Raw genomic sequence first — 23,638 nt, 5'->3', positions numbered from 1 at the left:
GAGCGCGGCGACCCAGCAGAATGGCGGGAAAAGACGCCATACGTGGGGGTTGCGATGTCGGACCTCTCGGCCCTGCGGCCAGGGGATCCCGAGACCGTGGGGGAGTACGCCCTGACCGGGCGGCTGGGCGAGGGCGGGCAGGGGACCGTCTACCTCGCCACGGCTCCGGACGGCGCCAAGGTCGCGGTCAAGCTGTTGCGCGCGGACCTGGCGGGGGACCGCGAGGCATCGGAGCGGTTCGTGCGCGAGGTGGCGCTGGCCCGGCGGGTGGCGCCCTTCTGCACCGCGCAGGTCGTGGAGACCGGGCTGGTGGCCGGCCGGCCGTACATCGTCAGCGAGTACATCGACGGGCCGACGCTGGCCGAGGTGGTCCGCGTCCAGGGGCCGCGGTCGGGGGCGTCGCTGCACCGGCTGGCCATCGGGACGGTCACCGCGCTGGTCGCCATCCACCAGGCGGGCATCGTGCACCGCGACTTCAAGCCGTCGAACGTGGTGCTGGCCTCCGACGGGCCGCGCGTGATCGACTTCGGCATCGCGCGGGCCCTCGACCTGACCTCGACGCTGACGGCCACCGCCATCGGCACGCCCTCGTTCATGGCGCCCGAGCAGCTCAGCGAGGCCAGCCCCGGGCCGCCCGCGGACATGTTCGCCTGGGCGTGCACGCTGCTGTACGCCGCCTCCGGGCAGCCGCCGTTCGGGCACGACAGCCTGCCCGCGGTGGTCAACCGCATCATGAACGCCGACGCCGACGTGAGCGTCATCGCCGATCCTGCGCTGCGCGGGCTCGTGACGGACTGCCTGGCCAAGGATCCCGGGCGGCGGCCGAGCGCGGGCCAGGCCCTGATGCGCCTGCTCGGCCACGCTCCCGGAACCCCCGGCGCGCCCCCGGCCGCGGCCCCCGGCCTACTCGCCCAGGGCACCGCCATAGCCTCCGCCCCCGGCCACCCCTCCGGCCCCCACGGTCCTTCTGGCCCGCACGGGCCTGCTTCTAGCCCCCACGGGCCAGTTTCCGGCCCCCACGGTCCCGCTTCCGGGCCACACGGTCCTTCCGGGCCGCAGGGGCCTGGTTCTGGGGTGCAGGGGCCTGGGGTGGGGCCGCATGGGACGCGGATGGCGCAGGGGCCGATGGTCTCAGGGCCGGTGGGGCACCAGGCGTCGGGTCCCGTGGGGCAGCACGTGTCAGGGCCGCTCCCGCCGCAGGGGCGTCCGGGCGGCCTGCCGTACCAGCTGCCACCGCCGATGCGCACCCAGCCGACGCGCAAGCGCGCGACCGGGTGGATCGTGGCGGGCGCGATCGCGGGCGCGCTGGTCCTGGGCGCCGCAGGCACGCTGTTAGCGGTACGGCTGGCCGCCCTGCCCACCCCCACCCCCACCCCGACCGCCCCCACGTCGACCGAGCCGACGCCTACGCCTACGCCCACCCCGACCCCGACCACGCCTTCGACGGCGAGCCGGACGATCGCGCTGCCCGGCAGTTCGGTGCGGATCCAGGAGAGCGACGCCGACCCGCTCAAGCTGGCCTCCTACAGCGTCGACAGCGGCAAGCGCGTCTACGTGCGCCACGGCGGTGACTTCCAGCTCAACACCCGCTACTTCGAGTACGCGCTGAACGCCGACGGCACCAAGGCGCTCGGCACCGACGTCGACTACACCAGCGACCACTACGCGCAGGTGTCGGTGATCGACCACCGCTCGGGCGAGAGGAAGTCCATCAAGCTCAGCGCCGCCCCGATCTTCCCGACCACCCCGCGCTGGTCGCCTGACGGCAAGCTGGGCCTGGTCACCCTCTACAAGGCCACCACCAGCTCCAGCGTCGAGTACGGCTACGGCATCATCGACGTCGACGCGGGCACCGCCCAGACCTACGAGGTCAAGGACAAGGGCGCCGGGGAGTGGCGCTTCTTCTGGGACGCCGACGGGCAGTCGGTGGGCACCTGGGTGTCGGGAAAGATGAAGTTCTACGACCTCAAGGGCAACCCGGTCCGCTCCCTGGCCGGCACCGGCTCCCCGGTCTGGGTGGAGGGCGACGACATCTCGCCCACCGGGTCGCGCTTCCTGTCCCACTGCACCGCCACCGGCGAGTCGATCTGCGTCCGCGCGACCTCGGGCGACGCCGCGCCGGTCGTCGTGCCGTTCAAGAGCGAGCGGCTGATCGGCTGGTGGGACGACGACCATCTGGCCGCCTGGCGGGCCAAGGGCGCCGGGTACGAGGCGGTTGTCATCGATCTGAAGGGGCAGGTCGTCAGGGAACTGGCGACGGCGCAGTCCAAGGCCGAGTTCGACAAGATGGGCTTCCGCTACAGCAGAGGCACGCCGTAGGAACCTATGATCATCAGGGGGTGTACGTGGAACAGCAGATAACCGTCGTGGGCGAGGGCGCGGTCTCCGCCGCGCCCGACGTCATGCGCCTCAACGCCGGGGTCGAGGTGCGCAGGGCCGCCGCGGGCGAGGCCTTCGCCGCCGTACGGCAGGCCGCCGCCAGGCTGGCCGAGGCGCTGCGCGCCGCCGGGATCGAGGCGGGGGACGTGCGGACCACCGAGCTGTCGCTGGGCCCCGAGTACGAGGCCTACCCGAAGATCGCCGGATACCGGGCCGCGCAGGGCGTCGAGGCGGTCGTCCGCGACCTGTCCGCGGCCGACCGGGTGATCGACACGGTCGCCGGGGTGGGCGAGGAGGCCCGGCTCAACGGCGTGACGTTCGAGGTCTCCGACCCCGGGCAGTCGCTCGCGCAGGCGCGCGCCCGCGCCTTCTCCGACGCCACGGCCAGGGCGGAGCAGTACGCCGAGCTCGCCGGGCGGACACTCGGGCAGGTGGTGTCGGTCACGGAGGAGGTCCGCTCGGGCCCGCAGCCGCTCATGCTGGCCGCCGCCGAGGCCAAGGACTCCGTCAGCCCCGGCCGCACGACCCTCTCGGTCGCCGTCCGCGTCGTCTATGCCTTCTGACTTGACCGTACGTACGGTTAAATCGCGTTATGTCCAGAAGTCCTGGTCGACGCGGCGAGATTCTCGAGGCGTTCATCCGCCATGTCGCCGAGCGCGGCTACGAGCGGACCAACTTCGGCGACATCGCCGACGAGCTCGGCCTGTCCAAGGGCACGATCGTGCACCACTTCGGCACCAAGGCGGGGATGCTGCGCGAGTTGGAGGAGGGCTTCGCCCGCCATCAGCTGGAGGCCATCGCGCTGATGTGGGAGCGGCTGCCCGCGCCGCACGAGCGCCTGGCCGCCGTGATCCACGCCTTCGTGATCGTGCACACGCTGGCCGGTCACGCGGCCGTGGCCTCGCAGCGCGAGGTCGGCCTGCTCGCGGTCGAGCCCGAGCTGGGCGCGGCGGGCAGGCTGCGCCGCCAGGTCAGGGACCTGGTCGCGAGCGAGGTACGCCGCGGGATCGAGCTGGGCGTCTTCCGCCCCGTCGACGCCGAGCTGGCCACGCTGCAGTTGTTCGGCTCGCTGCAGTGGATGTGGGTCTGGTACGACGCCGCGGGACCCAGGACCCCAGAGGAGGTGGGCGCCGCCTTCGTGGACGTCTTCCTGGGCGGCCTGCTGCTCGACCGGCTGGGCCTCAGTCAGTGGGCCGATCCGGGTGCGAGCCTGGTGCCCGTCGTCTGGGAGTGCCTGCGCGCCGTGGCGGCTTGACTGTACGCGCGGTCGGTTTCATAGTTGACCAGAATCCCATTCTATTTCGGGACCTGCCCCCAGGAGTCGCCGATGCAGATCGAGGCCGCCGTCCTGCGCTCGGCCGCGGAGCCGTACGCGATCGAGAAGCTGGAGCTGGCGGGGCCCGGTCCCGGCCAGGTGCTGGTCCGGATCGCCGGCGTCGGCTTCTGCCACACCGACCTGCTGGGCCGGGCGGGGCTGGTGCCGACGCCGGTGATCCTCGGTCACGAGGGATCCGGGGTCGTCGAGGCGGTCGGGCCCGGCGTCACCGGGATCGAGCAGGGGCAGCACGTGGTGCTCTCCTTCGACTCCTGCGGCGGCTGCGCCAACTGCCGTGAGGCGAACCCCGCCTACTGCGACACGTTCTTCCCGCGCAACCTGTCGGCCGCGGAGGGACCGGTCGGCGGCGTGCTCAGCGGCTGGTTCGGGCAGTCCTCCTTCGCCTCGCACGCCATCGCCGGCGTGCGCAACGTGGTGCCGATCGACCAGGACGTGCCGCTGGAGCTGATGGGGCCGCTGGGTTGCGGCATCCAGACCGGGGCGGCCTCGGTGCTGCTGGCGCTCAAGGTGGCCGCCGGGTCGAGCATCGCCGTCTTCGGCGCGGGAGCCGTCGGGCTGGCGGCCGTCATGGCGGCCAGGGTCGCGGGCGCGACCACGATCATCGCGGTCGACCTGCACGAAAGCCGGCTCGAGCTGGCCAGAGAGCTCGGCGCCACCCACACCTGTACCGACGCCGCCGAGGTGTCCGGCGTGCAGTACGCCTTCGACACCACCGGAGTGCCCGCCGTCATCGCCGCCGCCGTCGACGCGCTGCGCCCCACCGGGATATGCGGCCTGGTCGGCATCGGCCAGGGCGACCTCGTGCTGAACGGCAACGCGCTGTCCAGCGGCAAGACGGTCATGGGGATCCTGGAGGGCGGCGCCGTACCCCAGACGTTCATCCCGCGCATGATCGAGCTGTGGAAGCAGGACCGGTTCCCCTTCGACAGGCTCGTCACGACCTTCCCCCTCGCCGAGATCAACCGGGCCGAGGCCGCGTCGCTGAGCGGCGAGGTCGTCAAGCCCGTCCTGCTGCCATGAACAGGAGCCCATCGTGCAGTCCATGACGATCGGCGGCGCTCGCGTCGCGACCCAGGACACCTTCGGCGTGGTCAATCCCGCGACCGGCGAGGTCCACGCCCAGGCGCCAGAGTGCACCCGTGACCAGCTCGACCAGGCCATGTCCGCCGCCGCCGAGGCCTACCGGACCTGGAAGGCGGACGAGGCCGCCCGGCGCAAGGCGCTGCACGCCGCCGGCGACCTGCTCATGGCCAGATCGGCCGAGCTGGCTCCGATCCTCACTGCCGAACAGGGCAAACCCCTGCAGGACGCCACGTTCGAGGTGATCGGGGCGGCCATCTGGCTCAAGCACTTCGCCGACCTGGAGATGCCCAGGGAGGTCATCCAGGACGACGCCAGCGCGCTGGTCGAGGTCGTGCGGCGGCCCATGGGCGTGGTCGCGGCGATCACCCCGTGGAACTACCCGCTCATCCTGGCCAGCTGGAAGATCGCGCCGGCCCTGCTCGCGGGCAACACCATGGTGCTCAAGCCGTCGCCGTTCACGCCGCTGTCGACGCTGGCGATGGGCGGGGTGCTGAACGAGGTGCTGCCGCCCGGCGTGCTCAACGTGGTCAGCGGCGGCGACGCCCTGGGTGGCTGGATGACCGCGCACCCGGTGCCCCGCAAGATCAGCTTCACCGGCTCGGTCGCGACGGGCAAGAAGGTCGCCGCCGCTGCGGCGCCCGACCTGAAGCGGCTCACGCTGGAGCTCGGCGGCAACGACCCGGCCATCCTGCTCGATGACGTGGACCCCGAGGCGGTCGCGGCCAAGCTGTTCGCCGGCGCCTTCCAGAACAACGGCCAGGTCTGCTCGGCCATCAAACGCGTCTACGTGCCCGAGCGGCTGTACGACGACGTCGTCGAGGCGCTCGCCGTACAGGCTCGCGCGGCCAAGGTCGGCGACGGGATGACCGAGGGCGTGCAGTACGGGCCGATCAACAACAAGCCGCAGTTCGAGCGCGTCAGCGAGCTGGTCGCCGACGCGCTGGCCGGCGGCGCGCGGGCGGCCGCGGGCGGCAAGCCGATGGACGGGCCCGGCTACTTCTTCGAGCCCACCATCCTGGCCGGACTGTCGGACGGCGCGCGGATCGTGGACGAGGAGCAGTTCGGCCCCGCCCTGCCCGTGGTGTCCTACCGGGACCTGGACGACGCGCTCGAGCGGGCCAACGGCACCCACTTCGGGCTGTCGGGCTCGGTCTGGGGCACCGACGCCGACCGGGCCGCCGAGGTGGCGGGGCGGCTCGAATGCGGCACCGCCTGGGTCAACACGCATCTGGCGCTCTCGCCCGCCCAGCCGTTCGGCGGCTTCAAGTGGAGCGGTGTCGGCGTCGAGAACGGCACCTGGGGGCTGCTCGGCTTCACCGAGATCCAGGTGGTCCACCGTGCTCGATGATCCGGGGCTCACGCTGATCGATGCCACGGCGTACGCGGACTAGGACCGGTTACACCAGGCCTTCACGCGGCTGCGCGCCACCTCGCCGGTGCACTGGGTGGACGGGCCCGGCTACCGCTGCTGACGCCGGCGGCGACCGAGGCGCAGATGGCCGCCTCAGGGATGGCGCTGCGCACGCTGGTGCACATCGACGACCCCGACCACAAGGTGTTCCGCGCCATCGGGGCCGACTGGTTCAAGCCCGCCGCGATGCGGCGGATGCAGGCCCGCATCGACGAGCTGGCCAGGCGCTACGCCGACCGGCTGCTCGAGTACGGCGGCGAGTGCGATCTTCGCGAGTACGGACAGCCGCACTTGTAGGCCGTTACGCCAGGGACTTCGAGCCCGTCCTTGCGGGGCCTACGCCTGACGGGACCATCCGCGACTCCGTCAGCTCGGCGACGGCTCTTCGCGGGTACAGCGATGCCACGCCGAAAGTGAGCTTTTCCGATTCTCGTGAGGGCGGATCACGCCATTCCTGCGTTCCGGCTCGGGGCCGCCCGCCGAGGTGGGGTTTCGTGCGCGGGTCTCGCCTCGGTCCCTCGTTCGCCAGGGGCGCCTCACCCGCGGCACTCCCGAAGGATGTTCCCCTCGGGGGCCTCTTCCCGGAGTGGTATCTCCTCGACGCCCGCCCTCTGAAGGCCCTCGTTCACCTCGCTGGAGGGCGCGCCTGCCTCGGGGTGGGGGTCGGATGGCCGCCCGCATAGGTGGGCTTCGGGCGGGGATTCGCGGCGGAGGCGCGTGTGGGGTGGCAGGGGCGCGCCCCTGCCTGGGTTTGTGGGGGGCTCGGCCCCCCACAAAGAACAGCCCACAGCTGATAAGCGCGAAGCGCCGCCAAAAGCAAGGACCATGCCTTTATGGGAGGGCGAGCATGCGGTCCAGGGCGACCTTGGCCCAGTGGGTCGTGTCCTCGTCGACCGCGATCTGGTTGACGACCTCCCCGAGGGCGAGGGATTCCAGGGACCACACCAGGTGGGGCAGGTCGATGCGGTTCATCGTCGAGCAGTAGCAGACGGTCTTGTCCAGGAACGAGACCTGCTTGTCGGGGAACATCTGGCCCAGGCGCTTGACCAGGTTGAGCTCGGTCCCGACCGCCCAGCTGCTGCCCGCGGGCGCCTCGGCGAGCTTCCTGATGATGTACTCCGTCGAGCCCACGTAGTCCGCCTTGAGCACCACCTCGTGCCGGCACTCCGGATGCACCAGGACGTTCACGCCGGGGATGCGCCGCCGTACGTCGTCGACCGAGTCGGCGGTGAAACGGCCGTGCACCGAGCAGTGGCCCTGCCAGAGGATCATTTTGGCGTCCCGCAGCGCCTCGGGCCTGGGCGGCCGGTGCGGGCTGTAGAGCACGCAGTCCTCCAGCGACATGCCCATCTCCAGCACCGCCGTGTTGCGGCCCAGGTGCTGGTCGGGCAGGAACAGCACCTTGGAGCCCTGCGCGAAGGCCCACTCGAGCGCCCGCCTGGCGTTGGAGGAGGTGCACACCGCGCCGCCGTGCCTGCCGCAGAACGCCTTGATGTCCGCGCTGGAGTTCATGTACGTGATGGGAATCACGTCGTCGGCGATCCCGGCGTCCTCCAGCGCCTCCCACGCCTCCTCGACCTGGTCGAAGGTGGCCATGTCGGCCATCGAACACCCCGCCGCCAGGTCGGGAAGGATCACCTTCTGGGCATCGGTGGTGAGGATGTCGGCCGACTCCGCCATGAAATGCACGCCGCAGAAGACGATGTACTCCGCCTCCGGCCTGGCCGCCGCCTGCTGGGCCAGCTTGAAGGAGTCGCCGGTGACGTCGGCGAACTGGATCACCTCATCGCGCTGGTAGTGGTGGCCGAGCACGAAGAGCCGGTCACCCAGCGCCGCCTTGGCCGCCCGGGCCCGCTCCACCAACGCGGGGTCCGAAGCGGAGGGCAGCTCGCCCGGGCAGTCGACCCCCTTCTCGCTGTGCGGATCGGCGTCCTGGCCGAGCACGTAGAGCGGCAAAGCAGTCATGTCACACCCCTTATCGTCGAAGTGACGATACCCATGATGTCACATGCCGCCCGGAAACCACCCAGGGGGATCCCGGGCGCCGTGACGGCGGGCGAGCGTCACCGACTCGCCGTCAGCGCCGGGCTGGGGCCCTCAGCCGAGGTGCGGTGGGCGGCCGGAGGGGCGGCTTGCCGTACAGTCGAAGGTTCAAGATCTTTTCAGTGGGGGAATGTGTAGTAGTCAGAGAGTGTTGGTAGCGTCTAAGTAGGACTTCATTTACTGCCACACGCGGGAGTCAGCACATGACGGTTGAGAGCAGCGAGACCACGACGCAGGGCCTGATCCTGACCGACGCGGCCGCCGCCAAGGTCAAGAGCCTGCTCGAGCAGCAGGGCGAGGAAGGCCTGCAGCTGCGCGTGGCCGTGCAGCCCGGCGGCTGTTCGGGCCTGCGCTACCAGCTCTTCTTCGACGACCGTTCGATGGACGGCGACGTGGTTACCGACTTCGATGGCGTCGGTGTCGTCACCGACCGGATGAGCGCTCCCTATCTGATGGGCGCCACCATCGACTTCGTCGACACCATCGAGAAGCAGGGCTTCACGATCGACAACCCCAACGCCACCGGCTCCTGCGCCTGCGGCGACTCGTTCAACTAGCATCATCCACTGGGCGTCGTGCGGCGGCTTCGCCGGACGGCGCCCTGTCGCGTATTCTCGATGGGCTCATTTGGCTTGCTGACAACGAGGAAGAAGAATCCCGTGCGCATTGCCGTCACCGGCTCAATCGCGACCGACCATCTGATGACGTTCCCCGGCAGCTTCGGCGACCAGCTCATCGCCGAGCAGCTGGATCGGGTGTCACTCTCGTTCCTGGTCGACGACCTGCAGATCCGTCGTGGGGGGTGTGCGGCGAACATCGCCTTCGGCATGGGGTGCCTCGGTCTCACCCCGATCCTCGTCGGCGCCGTCGGCACCGACTTCGCCGACTACCGCTCCTGGCTGGAGCGCCACGGCGTCGACTGCGCCTCGGTGCACATCTCGGAGAACCACCACACCGCCCGCTTCCTGTGCACCACGGACGAGCACCACAACCAGATCGCCTCCTTCTACACCGGGGCGATGGCCGATGCCCGCATGATCGAGCTGCAGCCCATCGCCGACCGCATCGGCGGCCTCGACCTGGTCCTCGTCAGCCCGAACGACCCCGACGCGATGCTGCGCCACACCGACGAGTGCCGCCAGCGGGGCATCCCGTTCGCCGCCGACCCCTCGCAGCAGCTGGCCAGGATGGCCGACGAGCAGATCCGCCAGCTCGTCGACGGCGCCGCCTACCTGTTCTCCAACGACTACGAGAAGGGGCTCATCGAGCAGAAGACCGGCTGGTCCAACGAGGAGGTCCTCGACCGGGTCGGCGTCCGCGTCACCACGCTCGGGCCCAAGGGCGCCGTCATCGACCGCAAGGGCGAGCCGTCCATCCACGTCGCGCCCTCGCCCGAGCTGGGCAAGGCCGACCCCACTGGCGTCGGTGACGCCTTCCGCGCCGGGTTCCTGGCCGGGCTCGCCTGGGGGCTGCCGCTCGAGCGCTGCGGGCAGCTGGGCAACCTCACGGCCACCCACGTGCTGGAGCGGGTCGGCGGGCAGGAGTACGAGCTCGGGCAGCAGGCCTTCGTGGATCGCTTCTCCGCCGCCTACGGCTCCGAGGCCGCCACGGAGATCGCTCCCCTCGTGCACTGCCACCACCCCTAGTCTCCGGTACGGCGAGCAGCCACGTGCTCCGTCGTCCCCATAACGGCAACCCCGGCACCCGGCTCTCCGTGTGACCGGGGTTGCCGCTTCGTACGCTGTCGACCGCCCGGAGGGGCTGTTTCGTGGGGACCGTACAGGCGGAAAAGTGCGGGTCCTCGCGCATCGGGATGCGTGAGGACCCGCGTGTAGTCAGGTCGTGTGGAGCCGTCAGGTCGCGTAGATGCGGTGGCAGAAGTCGGCGAGCTGGGCGTCCGGAAGATGCTTGGCCAGGTCCGCCTCGCTGATCATGCCGATGATGCGGTGATTGTCGATCACGGGCAGGCGGCGGATCTGGTGTTCCACCATGCGGGCGAGCGCCTCCTCCACCGTGGCGTCCGCCGGGATCCAGACCAGGCCGGTCGCCAGTTCGGCCGCGGTGATGCGCGACGGGTCGTGGCCGGCGGCGACGCACTTGATGACGATGTCGCGGTCGGTGATGATGCCGGTCAGGCGATCGTCAGGTCCGCAGATCGGCAGGGCGCCCACGGCCAGGTCACGCATCATCTGGGCGGCGCGGTCGAGTGTCTCATGGGCCGCGATGCACTCCGCGCCCGCGCTCATCAGGTCGCGGGCCCTTTCATGCGGATGTCCTTCAGTCATCTCATTCCCCCCGAATTCGGATGACGTTCGTGGGGTTTTGTACCCACTTCACCCCTTCGGCAACGCCACCGCACAGGGGCGCAGCACGCCTCTTCGCCTTCGGCCAGTTCGTAGGGGGCGGGTTAGTAGGCGCGGCGGACGTGGATGGACCAGCCGCCGTCTGGGAGTTCGAAGGTGCCGACGTGTTTGTGGGACTTGAGGCGGCACCAGGCGGGGACGTCGTTGTAGGCCGCGGGGTCGTCCGCCAGGACGGCGACCACGGCGTTGAGCGGCACGAAGTTGATCTGCTCCGCGAGCATGATGATGGGGATCGGGCACTTCTTGCCGAGCGCGTCGATCGTCAGTGCCGGCTGTGTCAGCTCGGTCATGAAACTCCTGCGTCCTGGCGGATCCGGTGCACGAGCTCGGGGAGGACGGCGAGGAAGCGGTCGACGTCGGCCGCGGAGGCGCCTCTGGGCAGCGACACCCGGACGTTGCCGTGTGTCAGCACACCCATCGCCTCGAGAACATGCGATGGACGAAGCGTACTAGCCGTGCAGGAACTCCCGGACGAGACGGCGAATCCCGCTTTGTCGAGCTCAGTGAGCAATGCCTCACCATCGACGTAAAGACACGAAAAAGTCACGATATGGGGCGCTCGTGATACCGGATCCCCGATCACCTCGACGTCGGGGACGATCTTCGGCACCTGCTCCCGGATCCTGTCGACGAGAGCGGACAGGCGGGACCTTTCGCGCGCCGCGTCGGCCGTCATCGCGCGCAGCGCCGCGGCCGCGGCCACGATCGCGGGCACGTTCTCGAACCCGGGCACCCGCCGCCGTTCCCGTTCGTCCTCGGGCAGGAACGACCGGAACCGTGTCCCCTTGCGCACCACCAGCACGCCCACCCCGGCGGGCCCGCCCCACTTGTGCGCGCTGGCCGTCAGCACCGACCAGCCGGCCGGAACCGGCAGCCGCCCGGCCGTCTGCGCGGCGTCGACCAGCAGTGGGACGCCGTGCTCCCGGCAGGCCTCGGCCGCCTCGGCAACCGGCTGCAGCGTGCCGACCTCGTGGTTGGCCGTCTGCAGGCAGGCCAGCGCCGTGCCCTCCTTGGCCACGGCCTCGGTGAAGGCCGGCAGGTCGACGCGGCCGGACAGGTCGACACCGACCGTCTCGACCGTGCCGCCGTCGCGCTCGTGCACCCCGGCCGCGTGCAGCACGCTCGAGTGTTCGACCGCGCTGGTCACCAGGTGCCGCCCGACCCTGCGCCGCCCGTGCAGCGTCCCCAGAACGCCCAGATGTACGGCCTGCGTCCCCGAAGCCGTGAACGACACCTCGTCCGGCCGGGCCCCGAGTGCCTCCGCCACCTCGGTCCTGGCCTGCTCCAGGAGCAGATGGGCCCGTCTGGCCTGGCCGTACAGCCTGCCAGGATCGGCCCAGCCCACGTCGAGAGCCGCCAGGAACGCCTCACGGGCCTGCGGATGGAGCGGCTCGCTGGAGGCCGCGTCGAAGTACGCCACGGCTCCTATCGTCCCACTTGTGGCACGCCATCGTTGGGGGGCGGGAACTAGGGCGGGCCCCCTTCACGCTAATGTGTCTGCTTGTCAGTCTGTGCATGATTCAGAACAGCAATACGAGCGCCCAGGAGAGACACCTGGGCTTCATCTGTGGGGTAGGCGATCCGTGAGTCCGACTCGCCGTTCGACGCGGCGTTCGTTGGCCCGGCGCAGAGTGCCACGCGCCGCCGTTTTGGCGTTGCTGCTGGCCTCCGCAACGGCGTGTGCTAGCGACGTTCCGAGGGCCAACTGGTCCAGCGGCCTTCTTCCTGATCACGTCACCGAACAGGGTGACAGGATTGTCAACCTGTGGAACGGTGCCTGGATCGCCGCGCTGGCCATGGGCGCCGTCGTCATCGTCCTGATCATCTGGGCCGTGATCTTCCACAGGAAGCGCAGGGCGAAGGCCGAGCTGCCGCCGCAGGTGCGCTACAACCTGCCGATCGAGATCTTCTACACCGTGGTCCCGCTGGTCATGGTGTCGGTGTTCTTCTTCTTCACCGCGCGTGACGGCAACTACCTGCAGAAGCTCTCGCCGAACCCGGACGTGAAGGTCAAGGTCGAGGCGTTCCAGTGGAGCTGGCGCTTCACCTCCACGGTGAGCGGCAAGACCCTGCCGCAGGTCGTCGGCCAGCCGGTCAGCGACTACAAGCTCGGCCCGCAGCTCGTCCTGCCCGTGGGCAAGAGAGTGCAGTTCGAGCTGGAGTCGCCGGACGTCATCCACTCGTTCTGGGTCCCGGCGTTCCTGTTCAAGCGGGACGTGATCCCCGGCCTCGCCCCTGACAACAAGGGTCGCTTCTTCGAGATCACCACGTTGAACAAGCCGGGCGTCTACGCCGGTCGCTGCGCCGAGCTCTGCGGCGTCGACCACAGCCGCATGCTCTTCTCCGTGAAGCTCGTTCCGCAGGCTGAGTATGACCAGTACGTCGCATCTCAGTCCGGGAGTGCCCAGTGACAGCGATCCAAGAACCACTCGCGACGACGACCAGGCCCCACACCAAGGGCCAGGTGATCGCCAAGTGGCTGTCCTCCACCGATCACAAGATCATCGGGCACCTCTATCTGATCACGTCGTTCGCGTTCTTCCTGATCGGCGGCGTGATGGCGCTGATCATGCGTGCCGAGCTCGCCCAGCCGGGGCTGCAGTTCACCACGAACGAGCAGTTCAACCAGCTGTTCACGATGCACGGCACGATCATGCTGCTGATGTTCGCGACGCCGCTGTTCGCCGGCTTCGCCAACGAGCTGATGCCGCTGCAGATCGGCGCGCCCGACGTGGCCTTCCCCCGCCTGAACATGGTCAGCTACTGGCTCTACCTGTTCGGCAGCATCATCGCCGTCTCGGGCTTCTTCACCCCGAACGGCGCGGCCGCGTTCGGCTGGTTCGCCTACACGCCGCTGTCGAGCGCGATCAGCTCGCCGGGGCTCGGCGGTGACCTGTGGATCATGGGTCTGGCCCTGTCGGGTCTGGGCACGATCCTCGGCTCGGTGAACTTCATCACCACGATCATCACGATGCGCGCGCCCGGCATGACGATGTTCCGGATGCCGATCTTCACCTGGAACGTCCTGCTGACCAGCATGCTCGTGCTGATGGCCTTCCCGGTGCTGGCCGCCGCGCTGCTGGCCCTGGAGGCCGACCGCAAGCTCGGCACCCACATCTTCGACCCGGCCAACGGCGGTGCGTTGCTCTGGCAGCACCTGTTCTGGTTCTTCGGCCATCCCGAGGTCTACATCATCGCGCTGCCGTTCTTCGGCATCGTGACCGAGGTCCTGCCGGTCTTCAGCCGCAAGCCGATCTTCGGTTACATCAGCCTGGTGGCCGCGACGATCTCGATCGCGGGTCTGTCGATCACGGTGTGGGCGCACCACATGTTCGCCACCGGCCAGGTGCTGTTGCCGTTCTTCTCGTTCATGACGTTCCTCATCGCGGTTCCGACGGGCGTGAAGTTCTTCAACTGGGTCGGCACGATGTGGCGCGGCCACCTCAGCTTCGAGTCGCCGATGCTGTTCTCGATCGGCTTCCTGATCACCTTCCTGCTCGGTGGCCTGACCGGCGTCATCCTGGCCTCGCCGCCGCTGGACTTCCAGATCAGTGACAGCTACTTCGTGGTGGCGCACTTCCACTACGTGGTGTTCGGCACCGTCGTGTTCGCCATGTTCGCGGGCTTCTACTTCTGGTGGCCCAAGTTCACCGGCAAGATGCTCGACGACAAGCTCGGCAAGCTGCAGTTCTGGCTGCTGTTCATCGGCTTCCACACCACGTTCCTGGTCCAGCACTGGCTCGGCGTGCTCGGCTTCCCGCGCCGCTACGCCGACTACAGCCCGGCCGACGGCTTCACCGACCTGAACCTGATCTCGTCGGTCGGCGCCTTCGTGCTCGGCCTGTCGGTGCTGCCGTTCTTCTACAACGTCTGGAAGACGGCACGCAGCGCGCCGAAGGTCACGGTCGACGACCCCTGGGGCTATGGCGGTTCGCTGGAATGGGCGACCTCCTGCCCGCCGCCGCGGCACAACTTCACCTCGCTGCCGCGGATCCGGTCCGAGCGCCCGGCCTTCGACCTGCACTACCCGCACGTGTCCGCCAAGTCCCCGCAGGAGGTTGAGGCCTGATGAAGGTTCAGGGTTGGCTGTTCCTGCTGTGCGGCCTGTTCTTCGCCGGGGTCGACGTCGCCTACTGGTTCTGGACCAAGGCCGAGAGCCCCACAGGGCAGGGTGAGCCGGTCGGCACCACGGCCATGGCCATCTCGGTCGGCTTCGCGTTCATGATCGGCTACTACCTGATGTTCACGGCTCGCCGGATCGGCGACCAGCCGGAGGACAACAAGCAGGGCGAGATCTCCGAGGGCGCGGGGGAGATCGGCTTCTTCAGCCCGAGCAGCTGGTGGCCGCTGTTCCTGTGCCTGGCGGCGGCCTTCGCCTTCGCCGGGTTCGCCATCGGGTTCTGGATGTTCCTGCTCGGGGTGTTCATGGTGATCATGGGCATGATCGGGTTCGTGTTCCAGTACTACCGGGGCAACTTCTCTCACTGAGCCAATCCGCAAAGCGGGTGTCCTGCGATGGGACACCCGCTTTTTGGTGTTCTTTACCACCAACCGGATGTGGCGATTCAATCACGCAGGGTAATAAACGGACGTGAACGGATCTATCTCGGGCGGGGGAGTACTCGTGGAGCGCGTAGCGTTTGGTTCGGCCGGCCTGCTTGCCCTGGCACTGCTGACGGCGTGCTCGGCGAGCAGTGCGGCCGACGCACCCGGGGGAGAGGCCACGGTCACCGTGGTGCCGGCCGACAAGGCGGGCAACGTTCCGACTGACGAGGCGGTGGTGGTCGCCGCCGACGTGGGCACGCTGAAGGACGTACACGTGCGCAGCAAGACCGGCGAGCTGCCCGGCAAGCTCAGCGCCGACGGCACGCGCTGGCGCAGCACCCAGAACGCCCGCCCCAGCACCAGCTACTCCGTCACGGCCGTGGCCGCCAACGCCCAGGGCAAGCAGAAGGAGACGACCACCACCTTCTCCACGGTCCGCGCCACCAGCACGTTCGACATCGAGGCGATCACCCCGAACAAGGTCGACACCGGCCTGACCGTCGGCGTCGGCATGCCCATCATGATCACGTTCGACAAGCCGGTGACCGACCGCGTCTCGATCGAGCGGAACCTGTCGGTGACCAGCTCAAAGCCGGTCGAGGGCGCCTGGCACTGGTTCGACGACCGGCACGTCGACTTCCGCCCGGAGAAGTACTGGCCCGCCCACACCAAGGTCCGCATGCAGGCGCGCCTGGCGGGCGTGCGCGGGGGAGAGGGCGTGTACGGCAAGCGCGACCACGTGCTCGACTTCCGCATCGGCCGCGAGCAGATCACCAAGGGCAGCACGAACACGCACTACCTGACCGTCAGGCGCGACGGGAAGAGGATCCGCGTGATCCCGATGAGCGCCGGCCAGGGCGGCGACTGGAAGTACTACACGACCTCCGGCATCCACCTGGCGATGTCGCGCGAGCCGGTCACGGTCATGACCTCGCCCGGCATCGGCCCCGGCCAGGCCGGCTACTACGAGAAGACCGTCTACAACACGGTCCGCATCTCCAACTCCGGCGAGTACGTCCACAGCGCCCCGTGGTCGGTCGGCTCCCAGGGCAACTCGAACGTCAGCCACGGCTGCGTCAACATCAGCCCGGAGAACGCCCTCTGGTTCATCCACAACACGCTGATCGGCGACCCGATCATCATCACCGGCACCCCGCGCCCGCTCGAGCCGACCAACGGCTGGGGTCACTGGCAGGAGAGCTGGAAGGACTGGCTCAAGTGGAGCTCCCTCAAGGACGGCCCCACCATGACTTTCTGAGCCTCCGGTGCGGCGCGCTTCTGAGTCTTTTGGTACGGCGAGCCGCCCCACCGGCCGCCCGCCGCACTTCGGCTGAGGGCCCGCGACCGGCGCTCCCGGCGAGTCGGTGACCGTCACCCGCCGCAACGGCGCACGGTAACCGAAGTCGCGGGCACACCCGCTGGATCGCCCTTCTGAACAAGAGCGGACACGGCGCCCCCGGAGGAGCGCCGCACCCCGGGGACTACGGCTGCGCTGGAGGGGCCGTGTAGAAGGCCACACAGCGCTCAGCGGCGGCGCGGGCGTCCGCCTCGGGGGTTCCGAAGGCGATGTTCGCCTCGGCCCACAGCTCGCTGCTCCGGACCGTGAACTGCCTGCCCTCCTCGGACATCATCATGGCCATGGCCTCCTGCGGATCGAGCGGCGCCGCCCCGGATAGGTGGATGGCCAGCCCCATGATCGCCATGTCCCACCCGATGCCCACGGCCCCCGGCCCGTACTCCAGCCACCGGGCGTCCTCCATCTTCGGAGCCAGGTGCTCAAGCTCGAACCGGGTCCTGCCGTCGCCCTCGGGCGTCAGGCGTACCTCGATCCAGCTGATGCCCCCGGCGAACTCCCAGGTGGCGGAGAAGGTCCTGGGCGGGTCGCACTGCTCGATGGTGCCGCCGGCGTTGCCCTCGAGCTGGTAGTGCCCACCGAGGCGCAGCTCGCCCTTGATGGGCAGGAACCATCTGGGTATGCGATCCACGTTCGTGCAGGCATCCCAGACCTCCTCCACCTCCGCGTTGTAGGTCTGGCTGACGGTGACGGTCCTGACCTCGCCGGCTTCGACGGTTTTCGCACCGACCGCCCGGCGCACAGCATTGAGCTGCTGAAGCATGTCGAACATGCGCCTCAACGTATCACCCAAGCCTTATTTAAGTCCACGCCTATATAAGAACGCGCCAACGAGCCAGCGAGGATGGGTGTCCTCGGGGGCGACGAGAAAATAGACGGCGAAAGCCAACGCCCTGTACGGCGAGCCACGAGGGAACGCGGCAGCAGGACGGCGGGTAAGGGTGGCCTCGGGGCCTCGGGGCCTCGGGGCGGCGGGGCGGCGGGGCGGCGGGGCGGCGAGAAGGTGGACGGCGGAATTCGGCGCCCTGTACGGCGGGCCAGGAGAGGCCGCGGTGCCCGCCTGTCGAAGCGTCGTGGCGGCGAGCAAGAGTCCCCGACTCGCCGGCAGCGCCGGTCGCGGGTCCTCAGCCGGAGAGCGGCGGGCGGCCGGATTCGGCGGCCCGCCGTACAACAGTCAGATAACTATCGGCGGAGGGATCGGCTGATCTCGATCCAGCGGTCGAGGGTTGCGGCCGCGCGGCCGGAGTCGACCGCCTGGACCGCTCGCGCGTAGCCGTCGATCATGGCGGAGTCGAGGTCGTCGCCGGGCCCGTCGAGGGCGACCAGCGCGGCCGCCGCGTTGAGCAGTACGGCGTCGCGGACCGGCCCCATCTTGCCGCGGAGCAGGTCGTGCACCGCCTGGGCGTTGAACTCGACGTCACCGCCGCGCAGCGCGCCCGCGTCGGCGCGCGGGATGCCGAGCACGGCCGGGTCGAAGACGGTCCGGGTGGCCTGGCCGTCCTTGACCACCCACACGGTCGAGGTGGTGGCGATGGTGAGCTCGTCGAGCCCGTCGTCGCCGCGGAAGACCAGCGCCGAGACGCCGCGCTCGGCGAACACGCCCGCCAGCACCGGCAGCATGGTGGCGTCGAAGACGCCGATGGCCTGGGCCGCGGGGCGGGCCGGGTTGGTGAGCGGGCCGAGGAAGTTGAAGACCGTCGGCACGCCCAGCTCCTTGCGGGGCGGGCCGGCGAAGCGCAGCGCCGGGTGGTAGACGGGCGCGAAGCAGAAGGCGATGCCCGCCTCGCGCGCCACCTGGGCCGTCTGCTCGGGCGTCAGGTCGAGCAGGATCCCCAGGTGTTCGAGCACGTCGGCGGCGCCGCAGGAGGACGAAGCGGCCCTGTTGCCGTGCTTGACCACGCGTGCGCCCGCGCCCGCGGCCACGATGGCGGCCATGGTCGAGACGTTCACGGTGTGGGCGCGGTCGCCACCGGTGCCCACGATGTCGACCACGGGGCCCTCGACCGTGAGCGGGGTGGCCAGTTCGAGCATCGTGCGGGCCAGGCCGACGACCTCGGCCACGGTCTCACCCTTGGCGCGCAGCGCGATCGCGAAGCCCGCGATCTGGGCAGGGGTCGCCGACCCCGACATGATCTCCCGCATCGCCCAGGCCGTCTCGTCGGCGGTCAGATGCTCGCCCGCGAGGAGCGCCGACAACAGGGCAGGCCAGGTCGTCCGGGAGTCCATCGCGGTACCTACTTCGCGTTGAGGCGGGTCGAAGAACGGCGGCGCATCAGCTCGGCGACCGTGTCGGCGACCGTCATCGGCTCGAGCGGCTGCGGGATCACGGCGTCGGCCCTGGACCAGTCGGCCAGCCACCGGTCGTCGCGCCTGGCGATGATCAGGGCGACGGGCGGGCAGTTGTAGACCTCGTCCTTGGCCTGGCGGCACACGCCCATACCGCCCGCGGGCTGGGTCTCGCCGTCGAGCACCGCCACGTCGATGTCGCCGGAGCCGAGCCACTGGTGGACCTTGGGCTCGGTGGCGCACTCGACGATCTCCACGAACGGGACGTCCGCGGCCGGCCTGCGGCCCAGCGCCTGCCTGACCTTGTCGCGGGTGGCGGCGTCGTCGCTGTAGACGAGCACCTTCATCGTGTTCTCGGAGCTGCCAGTCGTGCTCACGGTCGCACTCACTATCGGTCGTAGCGGTATGGTCACCCTGGATCGTACCGGTGCCCCGGCGCGCAATCCCAGGCCGCCGTCCCTGGTGGGTGTTTTACGCCAATTATCCCAGGTTGGTTGGGTGTTTCTTCCTGCTAACGGGGGGTCGTGCGCCGGACCGACCACGGGAGCCGCAATAATGTGGGCCGTGGCGACAGCATCCGCAATAACTTCGACGACGACACCACCATCGTCCCGCAGACCCAACCTGGTCAGCGTTGGCACGATCGTGTGGCTGTCCTCCGAGCTCATGTTCTTCGCGGCGCTGTTCGCGATGTACTTCACCATCCGGTCAGTGAGCGAAGGGAAGGGCCTCGAGTGGGGTCCGGCCCTGCTTCCCCTCGGCGCGCACGCCGAGGAGGGCGCTCACCTGAACATCCCGTTCGCGACGGCCAACACGATCATCCTGGTGCTGTCGAGTGTGACGTGCCAGATGGGCGTGTGGGCGGCGGAAAAGGGGCAGGTCGGCAAGCTCCGCTTCTGGTACCTCGTCAGCTTCATCATGGGCGCGATCTTCGTGTCCGGCCAGCTGTACGAGTACGGCGAGCTCGCCAAGGAAGGCGCGAACCTTTCCGCGAACGCCTACACCTCGGTGTTCTATCTCACGACGGGCTTCCACGGCCTGCACGTGACCGGTGGCCTGATCGCGTTCCTGTTCATGCTGGGACGCACGTACGCCGCGAAGCGCTTCACGCATGAGCAGGCCACCAGCGCGATCGTCGTGTCCTACTACTGGCACTTCGTGGACGTGGTCTGGATCGGCCTATTCGCGACCATCTACATCATTCGTTAAGGAACGGGATCTCTGTGATTAGGATCACCGCTTGGCGGCGGCATCCCCTCGCGAGATACGCCGTCCTGCTCTTCGCGTTGGCGCTGGCCGGCCTGGCCTACACCGCCTTCGGGCAGGCGAGCAGGCCCGCGGACGCGGCACTCGCGGCCGGCAAGCTGGACGACGTCGCAGAGGGCAAGAGCCTGTTCCAGGCACACTGCTCCAGCTGCCACGGGCTGAACGCGGAGGGCACCGTCAATGGTCCGACGCTCGTCGGCGTGGGCGCCGCGGCCGTCGACTTCCAGGTGAGCACCGGGCGCATGCCGGCCGCCGACCCCGGCTCCCAGGCACCGCGCAAGCCCGTCGCCCACTGGGCGACCCCCGAGGCCATCCGCCAGCTGGGCGCCTACGTGCAGTCGCTGGGCGGCGGTCCTCAGGTGCCGGGCAAGGAACAGGTCGACCCGGCGCTCGGCGACGCGGGCAAGGGCGGCGAGCTGTTCCGCGCCAACTGCATCCAGTGCCACAACTGGGTCGGTGCGGGCGGAGCGCTGACCAAGGGCAAGTACGCGCCCAATCTCAACGAGGCCTCTCCCCAGCAGATCTACGAGGCGATGATCACCGGCCCACAGGCGATGCCGGTCTTCAACGACACGACGATCACGCCGGAAGAGAAGCGCAGCATGATCGCCTACATCACGCAGGTCCGTGAGCAGAAGGACCCGGGAGGCTTCGGGCTCGGCCGGATTGGCCCTGTGACCGAAGGTCTCGTAGCGTGGGTGGTAGGCCTCAGCGCCCTTGTCCTCGCCACTATCTGGATCACCGCGAAGAAGCGACAGAAGTCATGACTGACAACGAGCACGAGATCGAGCAGCCGGACGAGCGCGTGCCCAAGCGCGTGATCGGCACCCCCGCGCCGGGCACCTCGATGCTCGGCACGTCCAAGCCGGTGGAAGCGGACCCGAACGTGCCCGGGGTCCTCATCCAGGATGAGAAGAAGGTCCGCAAGGCAGAGAGGATCGCGGCGCTCTGCTTCACGATCACCTTCCTCGCGGGTATCGCCTTCATCATCCTGTACGTCCAGCTCCAGGTGGGCTCGCCCGAGGCGACCCAACTTTCCACGCTGGCGCTCGGCGGCACGCTGACGCTGGCCCTGATGGGGCTGGCCGTCGGCGTGGTGATCTGGGTCCGCCAGATCATGCCGAAGTACAAGCTCATCCAGGAACGTCACGCGATGGGCTCCGACGACGCCACCAAGGAAGTCGTCGCCGAGACGTTCCTGCAGGGCGCCAACGAGAGCGGCTTCGTCAAGCGCAAGATGCTGCGCCGTACCCTGCTGCTGGCCGCGGCCCCGCTCGGCCTCATCCCGCTGGTGTTGCTGCGCGACCTGGACAACAGCAAGATGCCGGCGGCGGACTTCAACAAGATGCTGCGTCACACCGTCTGGGGGCTGCCGACCAAGGACGGCAAGCCCCGCAGGCTCGTCGTCGAGGGCACCGGCCAGCCGATCCGCGCGGCGGACTTCAACTCGCCGGGCGGCATCCTGTCGGTGATCCCCGAGGGCTTCGAGACCGACATGAACGCCCTCGCCAAGGCCACGCTCATCCTGATCAAGTTCCGCCCGGAGGAGATCAAGTCCGGCGTGAACCAGAACTGGATCCACGACGGCATCGTGGCCTACTCCAAGATCTGCACGCACGTGGGCTGCCCCGCGGCCCTGTACGAGCAGACCACCCACCACATCCTGTGCCCCTGCCACCAGTCGACGTTCGACGCCGCTGACGGCGCCAAGGTCATCTTCGGCCCGGCCGCCAGGCCGCTGCCGCAGCTGCCGATCACCGCCGACAGTGAGGGCTTCCTGGTGGCCAAGGGCGACTTCGCCGTCCCCGTCGGTCCCAGTTACTGGGAGCGCGGCGACGCCGAGGCCGCGGCCCGTGAGGGAGGCAAGGCATGAGCGAGATGACATCGGTCCCCAAGGCGATCACAGGCCCGTCGACGTTCCTCGACGACCGGCTCGGCGCGGGTAACTTCCTCAAGCGCAACCTGCGCAAGGTCTTCCCCGACCACTGGACGTTCCTGCTGGGCGAGATCGCGCTGTACTCGTTCATCCTGCTGCTGCTGACCGGTACGTTCCTGACGTTCTGGTTCAAGCCCAGCATGAACGAGGTCGTCTACAACGGCGTGTACGCCCCGCTCAAGGGCGTGGCGATGTCGGAGGCCTACGCCTCGTCGCTGGATATCAGCTTCGAGGTCCGGGGTGGTCTGCTCGTGCGGCAGATGCACCACTGGGCGGCCCTGATGTTCACGGCCAGCATGATGATCCACATGCTCCGGGTGTTCTTCATGGGCGCTTACCGCAAGCCCCGCGAGATCACCTGGCTCATCGGCGTCATCCTGCTGACGCTGGCGCTTGCCGAGGGTCTGACGGGATACTCGCTGCCCGACGACCTGCTGTCCGGCGCCGGTCTGCGCATCACCGAGGGCGTCGCGATCTCGCTGCCGCTGGTCGGCACGTACATCACGTTCTTCCTGTTCGGCGGCGAGTATCCGGGTGAGGATGTCATCGCCCGGTTCTATTCGCTGCACATCCTGCTCATCCCCGGCATCCTGCTGGCGCTTATCGGCGCCCACGTGACCCTCACCTGGGTGCAGAAGCACACGCAGATGCCCGGCAAGGACGCCAACAACCACAACGTGGTCGGCGCGCCGTTCTACCCGGCCTTCATGGCCAAGGCCGGAGCGCTCACGCTGTTCACGTTCGCGGTGATCGCGGGCCTGGCGACCTTCACCCAGATCAACCCGATCTGGCTGTTCGGTCCCTACACCCCGGCGGACGTCTCGGCGGGTTCGCAGCCCGACTTCTACATGGGCTTCCTCGAGGGCGCGCTGCGCATCATGCCGTCGTGGGAGATCAACCTCTTCGGCACGGCCCATGCGGGCACGCTGCCGCTGAACGTGATCATCCCAGCGCTGGTACCGATGGGCATCGTCATGACGGGCTTGGCGCTCTATCCGTTCCTGGAACGCTGGGTCACGGGTGACAAGGGCGAGCACCACATCGTGGACCGCCCGCGCAACAACCCGCACCGCACCTCGATCGGCGTCTCCGTGAGCGCGTTCTACGGCGTGCTGTGGATCATGGGCGCCAACGACGAGTTCTCGGCGAACTTCCACATCAGCCTGAACGCGACCACCTACATAGGCCGCGTGGCGATCTTCGTGGTGCCGGCGCTGGCGTACATCGTCACCTACCGCATCTGCCTCGGCCTGCAGCGTTCCGACGCGGCGGTCGTCGGGCACGGCGTGGAGTCGGGTGTCATCAAGCGCCTGCCGCACGGCGAGTACATCGAGATCCACACGCCGGCGGACGACAACAGCGAGGCGGTGCTGCGGAGCAAGGCGCCGGTGCCGGCCATCGCCGTGGACGAGGACTCCGCGGGCATCCCGCCCAAGGGCATGCGCGGACCGCTCGGCAAGCTGCGCGGCCGCATGTCCAAGGCCTACGGCGGCGAGAAGATCCCGATCGACGAGGGTCACCCTCACGAGGAGGAGCACCCCGCCCTCACCGGCGGCGACGAGCACCACTAGTCGCTGACACGAAAGGCCCGGACGCCGCGTGCGTCCGGGCCTTTCGCTTTCTTCCGGCATGCCTT

23 protein-coding genes are annotated in these 23,638 nt (G+C 69.0%); 16 read left to right on the top strand and 7 right to left on the bottom strand.

Annotated elements, in window-relative coordinates; all coding sequences use genetic code 11:
* Positions 1-54 precede the first annotated feature (54 nt).
* The 6 genes from ACIBHX_RS12060 (at position 55) to ACIBHX_RS12035 (ending at position 6,506) form a co-directional block, all read left to right on the top strand.
* Positions 55-2,319 (top strand): protein kinase, encoded by a 2,265-nt coding sequence (locus tag ACIBHX_RS12060; RefSeq protein ID WP_397066729.1) that lies wholly within the window; start codon positions 55-57, stop codon positions 2,317-2,319.
* Between the two features lie 26 nt (positions 2,320-2,345).
* Positions 2,346-2,942, top strand: a complete 597-nt coding sequence (locus tag ACIBHX_RS12055; protein WP_397066728.1) for an SIMPL domain-containing protein — start codon at positions 2,346-2,348, stop codon at positions 2,940-2,942.
* A 29-nt stretch (positions 2,943-2,971) separates the two neighbouring features.
* Complete coding sequence (locus tag ACIBHX_RS12050) at positions 2,972-3,634, top strand: TetR/AcrR family transcriptional regulator (RefSeq protein WP_397066727.1); 663 nt, start codon at positions 2,972-2,974, stop codon at positions 3,632-3,634.
* Between the two features lie 72 nt (positions 3,635-3,706).
* Entirely contained in the window at positions 3,707-4,735 is a 1,029-nt protein-coding gene (locus ACIBHX_RS12045; RefSeq protein ID WP_397066725.1) for an NAD(P)-dependent alcohol dehydrogenase, read from the top strand.
* A gap of 22 nt (positions 4,736-4,757) precedes the next feature.
* Positions 4,758-6,146: an aldehyde dehydrogenase family protein gene (locus tag ACIBHX_RS12040; protein WP_397067077.1), complete on the top strand. Its 1,389-nt coding sequence runs from the start codon at positions 4,758-4,760 to the stop codon at positions 6,144-6,146.
* Between the two features lie 147 nt (positions 6,147-6,293).
* Complete coding sequence (locus tag ACIBHX_RS12035; RefSeq protein ID WP_397066723.1) at positions 6,294-6,506, top strand: hypothetical protein; 213 nt, start codon at positions 6,294-6,296, stop codon at positions 6,504-6,506.
* A gap of 534 nt (positions 6,507-7,040) precedes the next feature.
* Here the strand turns inward: ACIBHX_RS12035 and nadA are convergent.
* Positions 7,041-8,174 carry a quinolinate synthase NadA gene (gene nadA / locus ACIBHX_RS12030; protein ID WP_397066721.1) on the bottom strand — a complete coding sequence of 378 codons (1,134 nt, stop codon included), beginning with the start codon at positions 8,172-8,174 and terminating at the stop codon, positions 7,041-7,043.
* A gap of 281 nt (positions 8,175-8,455) precedes the next feature.
* Here nadA and erpA point away from each other — a divergent pair, with 281 nt between their 5' ends.
* The gene (gene erpA / locus ACIBHX_RS12025) at positions 8,456-8,809 is read left to right on the top strand and encodes an iron-sulfur cluster insertion protein ErpA (protein ID WP_397066719.1); all 354 of its coding nucleotides are present in this window, start codon (positions 8,456-8,458) and stop codon (positions 8,807-8,809) included.
* Between the two features lie 102 nt (positions 8,810-8,911).
* On the top strand, positions 8,912-9,898 hold the full coding sequence (locus ACIBHX_RS12020) for a carbohydrate kinase family protein (RefSeq protein WP_397066717.1): 987 nt from the start codon (positions 8,912-8,914) through the stop codon (positions 9,896-9,898).
* A 207-nt stretch (positions 9,899-10,105) separates the two neighbouring features.
* On the opposite strand, the gene ACIBHX_RS12015 is transcribed toward ACIBHX_RS12020, so the two are convergent.
* From ACIBHX_RS12015 to ACIBHX_RS12005, 3 genes are all read right to left on the bottom strand, one after another.
* Positions 10,106-10,537: a CBS domain-containing protein gene (locus ACIBHX_RS12015; protein ID WP_397066716.1), complete on the bottom strand. Its 432-nt coding sequence runs from the start codon at positions 10,535-10,537 to the stop codon at positions 10,106-10,108.
* Positions 10,538-10,659: 122 nt separating this feature from the next.
* Complete coding sequence (locus ACIBHX_RS12010; RefSeq protein ID WP_397066714.1) at positions 10,660-10,905, bottom strand: sulfurtransferase TusA family protein; 246 nt, start codon at positions 10,903-10,905, stop codon at positions 10,660-10,662.
* Positions 10,902-12,035 carry a cysteine desulfurase family protein gene (locus ACIBHX_RS12005; protein WP_397066712.1) on the bottom strand — a complete coding sequence of 378 codons (1,134 nt, stop codon included), beginning with the start codon at positions 12,033-12,035 and terminating at the stop codon, positions 10,902-10,904. Before ACIBHX_RS12005 ends, ACIBHX_RS12010 begins: the two co-directional genes overlap by 4 nt.
* 376 nt (positions 12,036-12,411) lie before the next feature.
* Between ACIBHX_RS12005 and ACIBHX_RS12000 the strand changes: the two genes are divergently transcribed.
* From ACIBHX_RS12000 to ACIBHX_RS11985, 4 genes are all read left to right on the top strand, one after another.
* The gene (locus ACIBHX_RS12000; RefSeq protein ID WP_397066710.1) at positions 12,412-13,026 is read left to right on the top strand and encodes a cytochrome c oxidase subunit II; all 615 of its coding nucleotides are present in this window, start codon (positions 12,412-12,414) and stop codon (positions 13,024-13,026) included.
* The gene (gene ctaD, locus ACIBHX_RS11995) at positions 13,023-14,684 is read left to right on the top strand and encodes a cytochrome c oxidase subunit I (RefSeq protein WP_397066708.1); all 1,662 of its coding nucleotides are present in this window, start codon (positions 13,023-13,025) and stop codon (positions 14,682-14,684) included. Before ACIBHX_RS12000 ends, ctaD begins: the two co-directional genes overlap by 4 nt.
* Positions 14,684-15,103: a cytochrome c oxidase subunit 4 gene (locus tag ACIBHX_RS11990; RefSeq protein ID WP_397066707.1), complete on the top strand. Its 420-nt coding sequence runs from the start codon at positions 14,684-14,686 to the stop codon at positions 15,101-15,103. The genes ctaD and ACIBHX_RS11990 overlap by 1 nt, the downstream gene beginning before the upstream one ends.
* A 136-nt stretch (positions 15,104-15,239) precedes the next feature.
* A complete protein-coding gene (locus ACIBHX_RS11985; protein ID WP_397066705.1) occupies positions 15,240-16,418 on the top strand; it encodes an Ig-like domain-containing protein in 1,179 nt (392 codons plus the stop codon).
* A 223-nt stretch (positions 16,419-16,641) separates the two neighbouring features.
* Here ACIBHX_RS11985 and ACIBHX_RS11980 read toward each other — a convergent pair whose 3' ends face one another.
* The 3 genes from ACIBHX_RS11980 to ACIBHX_RS11970 form a co-directional block, all read right to left on the bottom strand.
* The gene (locus ACIBHX_RS11980) at positions 16,642-17,286 is read right to left on the bottom strand and encodes an SRPBCC family protein (RefSeq protein ID WP_397066704.1); all 645 of its coding nucleotides are present in this window, start codon (positions 17,284-17,286) and stop codon (positions 16,642-16,644) included.
* Between the two features lie 410 nt (positions 17,287-17,696).
* Entirely contained in the window at positions 17,697-18,740 is a 1,044-nt protein-coding gene (gene trpD / locus ACIBHX_RS11975) for an anthranilate phosphoribosyltransferase (protein WP_397066702.1), read from the bottom strand.
* Positions 18,741-18,748: 8 nt separating this feature from the next.
* On the bottom strand, positions 18,749-19,147 hold the full coding sequence (locus ACIBHX_RS11970) for a hypothetical protein (protein WP_397067075.1): 399 nt from the start codon (positions 19,145-19,147) through the stop codon (positions 18,749-18,751).
* A 208-nt stretch (positions 19,148-19,355) separates the two neighbouring features.
* Between ACIBHX_RS11970 and ACIBHX_RS11965 the strand changes: the two genes are divergently transcribed.
* Genes ACIBHX_RS11965 through ACIBHX_RS11950 form a run of 4 tightly spaced genes read left to right on the top strand, consistent with a single transcriptional unit; the run spans position 19,356 to position 23,573 of the window.
* Positions 19,356-20,009 carry a heme-copper oxidase subunit III gene (locus ACIBHX_RS11965; RefSeq protein WP_397067073.1) on the top strand — a complete coding sequence of 218 codons (654 nt, stop codon included), beginning with the start codon at positions 19,356-19,358 and terminating at the stop codon, positions 20,007-20,009.
* A gap of 14 nt (positions 20,010-20,023) precedes the next feature.
* Complete coding sequence (locus tag ACIBHX_RS11960; protein ID WP_397066700.1) at positions 20,024-20,833, top strand: c-type cytochrome; 810 nt, start codon at positions 20,024-20,026, stop codon at positions 20,831-20,833.
* Positions 20,830-21,939, top strand: coding sequence for a Rieske 2Fe-2S domain-containing protein (locus ACIBHX_RS11955; RefSeq protein ID WP_397066698.1), 1,110 nt, complete (start codon positions 20,830-20,832; stop codon positions 21,937-21,939). Before ACIBHX_RS11960 ends, ACIBHX_RS11955 begins: the two co-directional genes overlap by 4 nt.
* Entirely contained in the window at positions 21,936-23,573 is a 1,638-nt protein-coding gene (locus tag ACIBHX_RS11950) for a cytochrome bc complex cytochrome b subunit (RefSeq protein ID WP_397066697.1), read from the top strand. Before ACIBHX_RS11955 ends, ACIBHX_RS11950 begins: the two co-directional genes overlap by 4 nt.
* Positions 23,574-23,638 lie beyond the last annotated feature (65 nt).

It is taken from the genome of Nonomuraea sp. NPDC050536 (assembly GCF_044457685.1).
Classification (GTDB): Bacteria; Actinomycetota; Actinomycetes; order Streptosporangiales; family Streptosporangiaceae; genus Nonomuraea.
Note: the sequence above shows the minus strand (reverse complement) of the source record. Positions and strands in the feature narration are given on the sequence as shown.

What these genes read in the sequence shown, in the direction of transcription:
- ACIBHX_RS12060 (WP_397066729.1), top strand. Translation starts at nt 55, where the DNA reads ATGTCGGACCTCTCGGCCCTGCGGCCAGGGGATCCCGAGACCGTGGGG.
- ACIBHX_RS12050 (WP_397066727.1), top strand. Translation starts at nt 2,972, where the DNA reads ATGTCCAGAAGTCCTGGTCGACGCGGCGAGATTCTCGAGGCGTTCATC.
- ACIBHX_RS12045 (WP_397066725.1), top strand. Translation starts at nt 3,707, where the DNA reads ATGCAGATCGAGGCCGCCGTCCTGCGCTCGGCCGCGGAGCCGTACGCG.
- ACIBHX_RS12040 (WP_397067077.1), top strand. Translation starts at nt 4,758, where the DNA reads ATGACGATCGGCGGCGCTCGCGTCGCGACCCAGGACACCTTCGGCGTG.
- ACIBHX_RS12035 (WP_397066723.1), top strand. Translation starts at nt 6,294, where the DNA reads ATGGCCGCCTCAGGGATGGCGCTGCGCACGCTGGTGCACATCGACGAC.
- nadA (WP_397066721.1), bottom strand. Translation starts at nt 8,174, where the DNA reads ATGACTGCTTTGCCGCTCTACGTGCTCGGCCAGGACGCCGATCCGCAC.
- erpA (WP_397066719.1), top strand. Translation starts at nt 8,456, where the DNA reads ATGACGGTTGAGAGCAGCGAGACCACGACGCAGGGCCTGATCCTGACC.
- ACIBHX_RS12015 (WP_397066716.1), bottom strand. Translation starts at nt 10,537, where the DNA reads ATGACTGAAGGACATCCGCATGAAAGGGCCCGCGACCTGATGAGCGCG.
- ACIBHX_RS12010 (WP_397066714.1), bottom strand. Translation starts at nt 10,905, where the DNA reads ATGACCGAGCTGACACAGCCGGCACTGACGATCGACGCGCTCGGCAAG.
- ACIBHX_RS12000 (WP_397066710.1), top strand. Translation starts at nt 12,412, where the DNA reads ATGGGCGCCGTCGTCATCGTCCTGATCATCTGGGCCGTGATCTTCCAC.
- ACIBHX_RS11990 (WP_397066707.1), top strand. Translation starts at nt 14,684, where the DNA reads ATGAAGGTTCAGGGTTGGCTGTTCCTGCTGTGCGGCCTGTTCTTCGCC.
- ACIBHX_RS11980 (WP_397066704.1), bottom strand. Translation starts at nt 17,286, where the DNA reads ATGTTCGACATGCTTCAGCAGCTCAATGCTGTGCGCCGGGCGGTCGGT.
- trpD (WP_397066702.1), bottom strand. Translation starts at nt 18,740, where the DNA reads ATGGACTCCCGGACGACCTGGCCTGCCCTGTTGTCGGCGCTCCTCGCG.
- ACIBHX_RS11970 (WP_397067075.1), bottom strand. Translation starts at nt 19,147, where the DNA reads ATGAAGGTGCTCGTCTACAGCGACGACGCCGCCACCCGCGACAAGGTC.
- ACIBHX_RS11965 (WP_397067073.1), top strand. Translation starts at nt 19,356, where the DNA reads ATGTGGGCCGTGGCGACAGCATCCGCAATAACTTCGACGACGACACCA.
- ACIBHX_RS11955 (WP_397066698.1), top strand. Translation starts at nt 20,830, where the DNA reads ATGACTGACAACGAGCACGAGATCGAGCAGCCGGACGAGCGCGTGCCC.
- ACIBHX_RS11950 (WP_397066697.1), top strand. Translation starts at nt 21,936, where the DNA reads ATGAGCGAGATGACATCGGTCCCCAAGGCGATCACAGGCCCGTCGACG.